At 63.1% G+C, this 5,989-nt stretch carries 6 protein-coding genes and 1 pseudogene; 3 read left to right on the top strand and 4 right to left on the bottom strand.

What is annotated here, in order from left to right; all coding sequences use genetic code 11:
• Positions 1-104: 104 nt before the first annotated feature.
• A complete protein-coding gene (locus tag KA419_20970; GenBank protein ID MBP7868407.1) occupies positions 105-395 on the bottom strand; it encodes an RHS repeat protein in 291 nt (96 codons plus the stop codon).
• 127 nt (positions 396-522) lie between these two features.
• On the bottom strand, positions 523-1,062 hold the full coding sequence (locus KA419_20965) for a hypothetical protein (protein ID MBP7868406.1): 540 nt from the start codon (positions 1,060-1,062) through the stop codon (positions 523-525).
• A gap of 161 nt (positions 1,063-1,223) precedes the next feature.
• On the opposite strand from KA419_20965, the pseudogene KA419_20960 reads away from it, so the two are divergent.
• The 3 genes and pseudogenes from KA419_20960 (at position 1,224) to KA419_20950 (ending at position 3,660) form a co-directional block, all read left to right on the top strand.
• A pseudogene (locus KA419_20960) lies at positions 1,224-1,965 on the top strand (NAD(P)-dependent alcohol dehydrogenase).
• The gene (locus KA419_20955) at positions 1,955-2,188 is read left to right on the top strand and encodes a hypothetical protein (GenBank protein ID MBP7868405.1); all 234 of its coding nucleotides are present in this window, start codon (positions 1,955-1,957) and stop codon (positions 2,186-2,188) included. The pseudogene KA419_20960 and the gene KA419_20955 overlap by 11 nt, the downstream one beginning before the upstream one ends.
• Positions 2,189-2,244: 56 nt before the next feature.
• Entirely contained in the window at positions 2,245-3,660 is a 1,416-nt protein-coding gene (locus KA419_20950; GenBank protein ID MBP7868404.1) for an ATP-binding protein, read from the top strand.
• Positions 3,661-4,192: 532 nt separating this feature from the next.
• Here KA419_20950 and KA419_20945 read toward each other — a convergent pair.
• Together KA419_20945 and KA419_20940 are read right to left on the bottom strand one after the other, a co-directional pair.
• Positions 4,193-5,293, bottom strand: coding sequence for an ATP-binding protein (locus KA419_20945; protein MBP7868403.1), 1,101 nt, complete (start codon positions 5,291-5,293; stop codon positions 4,193-4,195).
• Between the two features lie 134 nt (positions 5,294-5,427).
• Complete coding sequence (locus tag KA419_20940; protein ID MBP7868402.1) at positions 5,428-5,640, bottom strand: hypothetical protein; 213 nt, start codon at positions 5,638-5,640, stop codon at positions 5,428-5,430.
• Between the last annotated feature and the right edge of the window lie 349 nt (positions 5,641-5,989).

Here is a 5,989-nt window from a genome sequence, read left to right as displayed (position 1 = left end):
TCCCGGTGAACCGAGCTCCCTTCTCGCTCCTGCGAAATCCTCTCTCTTTGCACTGTCGATTGAAAACCAGTCGCTGGCCTCACCCCAAACCGCTGATTTTGGCCTCATCCCAGACCGGCGCGAACAGTCCGGGTGGTGTTGTCGGGGTTGGTCACCGTGACCGGACGCCCGAGGGCGTCATAGGTGGTGTTGGTCCAGTAGTCGTAAGAGGCAGGGGCTTGGTTCGTGGTGGTCCCGTAGGGGTTGGAAACCCCAGTGACCCGGTCCCGCCCGTCGTAGCGCTTGCCCGCCAGCCGGTTGGTACCGAAGTCCACCGTCACGCTCATCCCGCGCGGCGCCGGGTTGATTCCGTTGAGCCGCTTTTCCGACCGCTTCTGCGCAAACGCTGATTCCATCCGCCAATACCTCCGGGGTCCGCACGCAATGACAGGCCCCGATCCTTGCAATATTATATCAGGAATTCCCGCCAGCCAGGCCGGCCGGGCTCAACGTGAGCAAATCGTCGCCTCTCTCCTGCCTTGATCACCGCCCCAGACTCCGCTCCAGGGTCGGCCCGTGATCGTGGCCCCGTTGCCACTCCCGGGTGAATCGCTGCTCCAGTTCCCGCTCTCCGGGCTGATAGGCAATGTTCTCTCGCCCGGCCATTTCGATTTCGGCGCGCTCGTTTTTTTCCGGCTTCTCGCGGCCTGGTTCGAGCGTCCTTTCCCGGACCAGCTCCGCCGCCCGCGAAACTCCCTTCCCGGCTTCCGGGGCATGCTCCGGCTCCCGCCGATCCAGGCGTAGGTCCTCCCCCTGGTTCCTTTCCCGCTGCAATTGGAAGTCGTCCCCGGAGAGCTTCGTCTGCCAGCGCCCGACGGCGGAGGCCACCCGCTCCCGGCCGTCGGTGTAGATCCGGACTTCGTGCCGGGCGCGGGACACGTCCACATAGAAGGCGTTCCGGTTGTTCACCCCCTTTTGCTGGCTGTCCAGGTGGATCAAGGCCCGGTCCGCCGTGATCCCCTGGGCCTCGTGGGCGGTCAACGTGTATCCGTGGTCCAGGTGGTTGTAGCGGGCCAGGTCCACCGTCTTCAGCCGGCATACCCCGCTTAGCGGCCATGCGTGGTACCTCTGGCCGCCATCCGGGGTTGTTTTCCTCTAAAAAAAGGTCGACAATCATTCGGTCCGGTTGCCCTGGACCTCACGCAAGAACCACCCGGTCGACAGGATCGTCTGCAAGGAGACCGATGAGAGCGCTCATCTACACGGAATACGGGCCCCCGGAGGTTCTACGGTTCACGGAGACGGCAAGACCTGTCCCCAAGGACGACGAGGTCTTGATCAGAATTCGTGCGGCTTCCGTCAATCCGCTTGACTGGCACTTCATGAGAGGCAAACCGTTTTTCGTCCGGCTGATGATCGGGGGCCTGCTCAAGCCGAAGGACACCCGGTTGGGTGTTGATGTGGCCGGCTTGGTTGAAGCCGTCGGTGGGAACGTAACGCAGTTCAAAGCGGGTGACGAGGTGTTTGGCGCGTGCCGTGGAGCCTTTGCCGAGTATGTGTGCGCTCCTGAAGCCAAATTGACCCTAAAGCCCGCCGACCTTTCGTTTGAGGGCGCAGCCGCCGTACCGGTGGCGGCAATCACCGCTCTTCAGGCTCTCCGTTTTCGATTACCGGCGCGCGCTGAGCCGGAACGGAATCTATGTCGGATCCGGAGGAGGGGGACAAAGCCTCCCCGGCATGTTGATCGGCCTGCTGTTGCAATCCTTCCTGTCACGGGTTGGGAGCAGGAAGATGTATGGCTTCATGGCGAAGCTGAACAAGAAGGATCTGGTTTTTCTCGGGGACCTTCTGGCAGCCGGAACGATCGTACCCGTCATCGACAGGCAATACCCATTCAGCGACGCGGTTGATGCTCTCCGCTACCTGGAAGAAGGACATGCCAAAGGAAAGGTCATCATCACAGTTGAAGACCGTGGTGAAACCTGACACCGCTTTGCACCCGACCGCCTCTTCACTTCGTGAAGTCCATCCGAAAACCAGGCGGTTCCGCCGCGTCACGGTCCTGGTGAAGATGGTGCGCTTCATCATCGGCCGCTACCTGGGCGTGCCGGAAGCGGAGGTGGACAAGCTCATCCGGCAGTACATCGAGACGACTCGGATTGACTTCCCCGACCGCCCGGACATTTTTCCTTTTCAAGAAAACCATTGACGGCCGGATCCGAGCCGGATATGATACCCGCAGGTATGATACCGGGGGGTATCAAAATGCGTCCCTTCATCAATCGAGAACCGGAGTTGGCGTCCCTGGAACGTCTGTGGGGCAGTGAAGACGCACAGTTGATCATCGTCTACGGACGGCGCCGGGTGGGAAAGACGGCGCTGGTCCGGCGATTCATCCAGGGCAGGCCTCACCTGTATTTCCTCGCGAACCGTCTTCCCGAACGGGAGCAGTTGCTCCACCTGGGCGAGGTGACGGGGCGGTTTTTCGCCGACCCCCTGCTCGAGGAAAACGGGTTCCGGGACTGGCGCCAAGTCTTTTCCTACCTTTCACGGAGGGAGGAGCGGTACGCTTTGGTCGTGGACGAGTTCCCGTACCTCGTGGAGGCGAACCCTGCCCTGGGGAGCCTCTGGCAACAGGGGTGGGACGAGGTGCTCCGAGGGACGAAAGCGTTCGTCGTCTTGATGGGCTCTTCCGTATCCATGATGGAGCGGGAAACGCTGGACGAGCGGGCGCCCCTCTACGGCCGCCGTACGGGCCAGCTCCGGTTGGAGCCTCTCACCTTCCGGCATGCACGCGCCTTTTTCCCCTGCTACGGTTTCGAGGACCAGGCCCGCGCCTATGCCGTCCTGGGCGGCATGCCTTACTATCTGGAGCGTTTCGAGGAGAAGCAGTCGCTGCGGGCCAACCTCCTGCGCCACGTCCTGGACCCGAGCGCAGTCCTTCGGGAGGAAGCTGAAATCCTCCTTCGCCAGGAACTCCAGGAACCCCGCGTCTACTTCGCCATCTTGAACGCCATTGCCCAGGGCAAGCGGAAACTCTCCGAGATCACCAACGCCACGGCGCTGCCCCACGGGACGCTCACCAAGTACTTGTCGGTCCTCCAGGGGCTGCGGCTGGTCCAGCGGGAAATCCCCGTCACCGAGACGGCGCCGGAAAAGAGCAAAAAGGGGCTTTACCGGATCCTCGACCCCTACGTGAGTTTCTGGTTCCGTTTTGTCTTCCGCTACCGGGACCGCTTGGAGCAGGGGGAGGACGAGTGGGTGGCCGACCGGATCCTGGGGGAGCTGGATCAGCACGTCGCCGGGGTCTACGAGGAGATCTGCGCCCAGGCGGTCCGGGAAGGGCTCCTGGACGGCCTCGCCCCCGGCTGCTACCGGAAGGCGGGGCGCTGGTGGGACCGGTCGTCGGAGATCGACCTGGTGGCCCTGGACGACGACCAGGTCGGAGCGCTGTTCGGGGAATGCAAGTGGTCCGTCCGCCCGGTCGGGGTGGACGTGCTGGCGGAGCTCCGGCGGAAGGCCTCCAGGGTGGCCCTGCCGTACGAGCCAGCGGAGCGCCTTTACGCTCTTTTCTCCCGCGCCGGTTTCACGCCGGAGTTGATCCGCCTCGCCGGCGATAGCGGGGACGTCCTCCTGGTGCACGGCCTCGAGCCCGTCCGCCCTTCATCCCAACCCGGATAAACCGGAAACCAACCACGAAATACACGAACCGGAAAGAACCACGAAGCGCGCGAACAGGTGCATCACCAAAGCCGCGACGACGGATCCCGCAGGGATCCCCTGTGAGTAGCCACGGGCGCCGCGCCCGTGGAAACCCGGATCACCGATGGGGCAACGACCCAGAAAGGGTCGAATACCCCGGGGTAAGGGTGCAATGAATCGCCTGCTTCACCGTGGGCGCGGCGCCCACGGCTACTCACGGTTGTCCCCTTCAGGGACCGATGCCCGGGGTCGCTCCCGGATGACCTGGATCTTGCTTTGAAGGATCTTTGCAAGGCTGAGCCCTGTCTCAGGTTTCCCGACTTTTCCGGAAGCCTGCGTATCGACTGCTCCGCCGGCTTTCAGGGCGGTTGATGCAGTACCCTTCTCCCGGGTTCGGATCAACGGCTGATCTCTCCCGGTTCGTTCTGTTATCCAGTTCATCCTGTCCATCCCTGTTCAGCCCCGGTCGTGGAACCCGGATGGACGTGTTTCCGCCGGGGCCGTCGCGGCCTCAGGCCGGGGTTCCCCATGGTGGGGCCTCGAACCCGGTGATCGGGTCGGTCACCCGGAGGCTTCCCCGGCTGAACGATGCGCGGAGTTCCTTGACCACTTGCACGGCCTGCCGGGGGTTCAACTTCTCGGCATAATGGATCAGAGAACGGGAGACCTCGCTGCCGGAACACTTCGCTTCCACCAGTTCGTCGACCGCCCCGTCGCGAACCACGACGAAATCGACCTCGCGGCCGTCCCGGTCGCGCAGGAACGCGAGCTCCCACTTTTCGCCGGTGTAGTCCTCCAGGAAGTCAACCTTCTTCCGCAGGTGCGTGGCGACCAGGTTCTCGAACAGTGCGCCCGGTTGTCGGTCCTCGGGGCAATCAACGTCCAGGTTGTCGTAGAAGTACGCCTTGAACGGTTTCTGCACGGCCCGGGCCACGTTGACCGAATAAGGCCGCACCACGAAGACCAGGTACATCCGGCTCAGAATTTCCACCCAGTGGGCGATAGTCCGGGGCGCCACCTGGATCTCCCGGGCCAGCCCGCTCAAGGTCAGGGTTGACCCGACGCGTTGCCGGAGCAGGGTCAGCAGGAGTTCCAGGCTCGGCAGGGAACGCAGGGGTTCCAGGTCGCGGATGTCGTCACGAACGATGCGCTGGTGCCGCTCCCGCCGCCACCGGCGCGCTTCCCGCTCATCGCCGTCCAGAAAGGGTTCGGGAAAGCCACCTACGGTCAGCAACCGGCGGAGCGCCTCCGCGGGGGAAAACCCCCCGGCGTACTCCCCGAGAGAAAAGGGGTGAAGCCGCCAGTAATGGTACCGTCCCAGCAGGGAGTCTCCGCCCCGCTGATACACGTCCAACCGGGCGCTCCCCGTGACCAGGAAGGACTGACCGGGGGGGCGGGAGTCGTATATCCCCTTGATCCACGACTTCCACTTGGGAAACTTGTGCAGCTCGTCGAAAACCACGAGGGGGGCCACTTTCGGCCATCGGCGCTTGAGGATGCCGCCGCGGTGGTCCGGGTCGTCCCAGTTCAGGTACGCTTCCGGCAGATCTCCCAGGATATGCCGGGCCAGGGTGGTTTTCCCGCACTGCCGCGGCCCCCCGAGGAAAACCATCTTCTTCTTAAGATCTTTTTCAATGAAAGGTTTGAGATAACGCATGCGCTCCGTTCGGCAGAATTGATGTCAATATCAATACTGCCGAGGCAAATTATAACTCGAGTACCGTTTTGCCGTCAAGCGGGTTCCTCTTATTCGCCAATGGCCCCGGGTCTAAGAACGGCCGGCCGATTCTCGCGGAGGGCGTCGAGGTAGTTGGCCCAGGCCTCCAGCATGGCCCGGCGCTGCGGGAGGTACTGGGCCGCGTTGTAGGCGGCTTTCACGGGGTCGCGTTCGAGATGGGCCAACTGGCGCTCGATGGGGTCGCTGAGGAACCCGGCCTCGTGCAGCAGGGTGGAGGCCATGTGCCGGAACCCATGGGCGGTCTGCTCGTCCCCCGTGTAACCCAGCCGGATCAGGGCATGGCGGGGATCGACTCCCGAACCCGAAGGATGATCGCTGCCGGAGATCGAACATGGATGGACAGGATGAACAGGAGGGGAGCGAAATGGCCGGGGGAAAGTCCCGAGGATGGTCCGACCCGTGGCCTGGCCCCCGGCGCGATTCCCTGAGTCCAGGCCGTTGGACTGCGGTGCTCCCCTTTGTCTAGACAAAAATCCACTAAAAATAAGCTAATGGATCAAGAAGGGTCTCGGGCCCCTTCTTGATCCATACCTTTGAGGCCTCGCAGAGGCCGCAGCGGCAGCCGCTGCG

The sequence above is a fragment of the Acidobacteriota bacterium genome (assembly GCA_018001935.1).
Classification (GTDB): domain Bacteria; phylum Acidobacteriota; class JAAYUB01; order JAAYUB01; family JAAYUB01; genus JAGNHB01.
The sequence above is the reverse complement of the archived record's forward strand: the minus strand, read 5'-3'. Positions and strand labels throughout refer to the sequence as shown.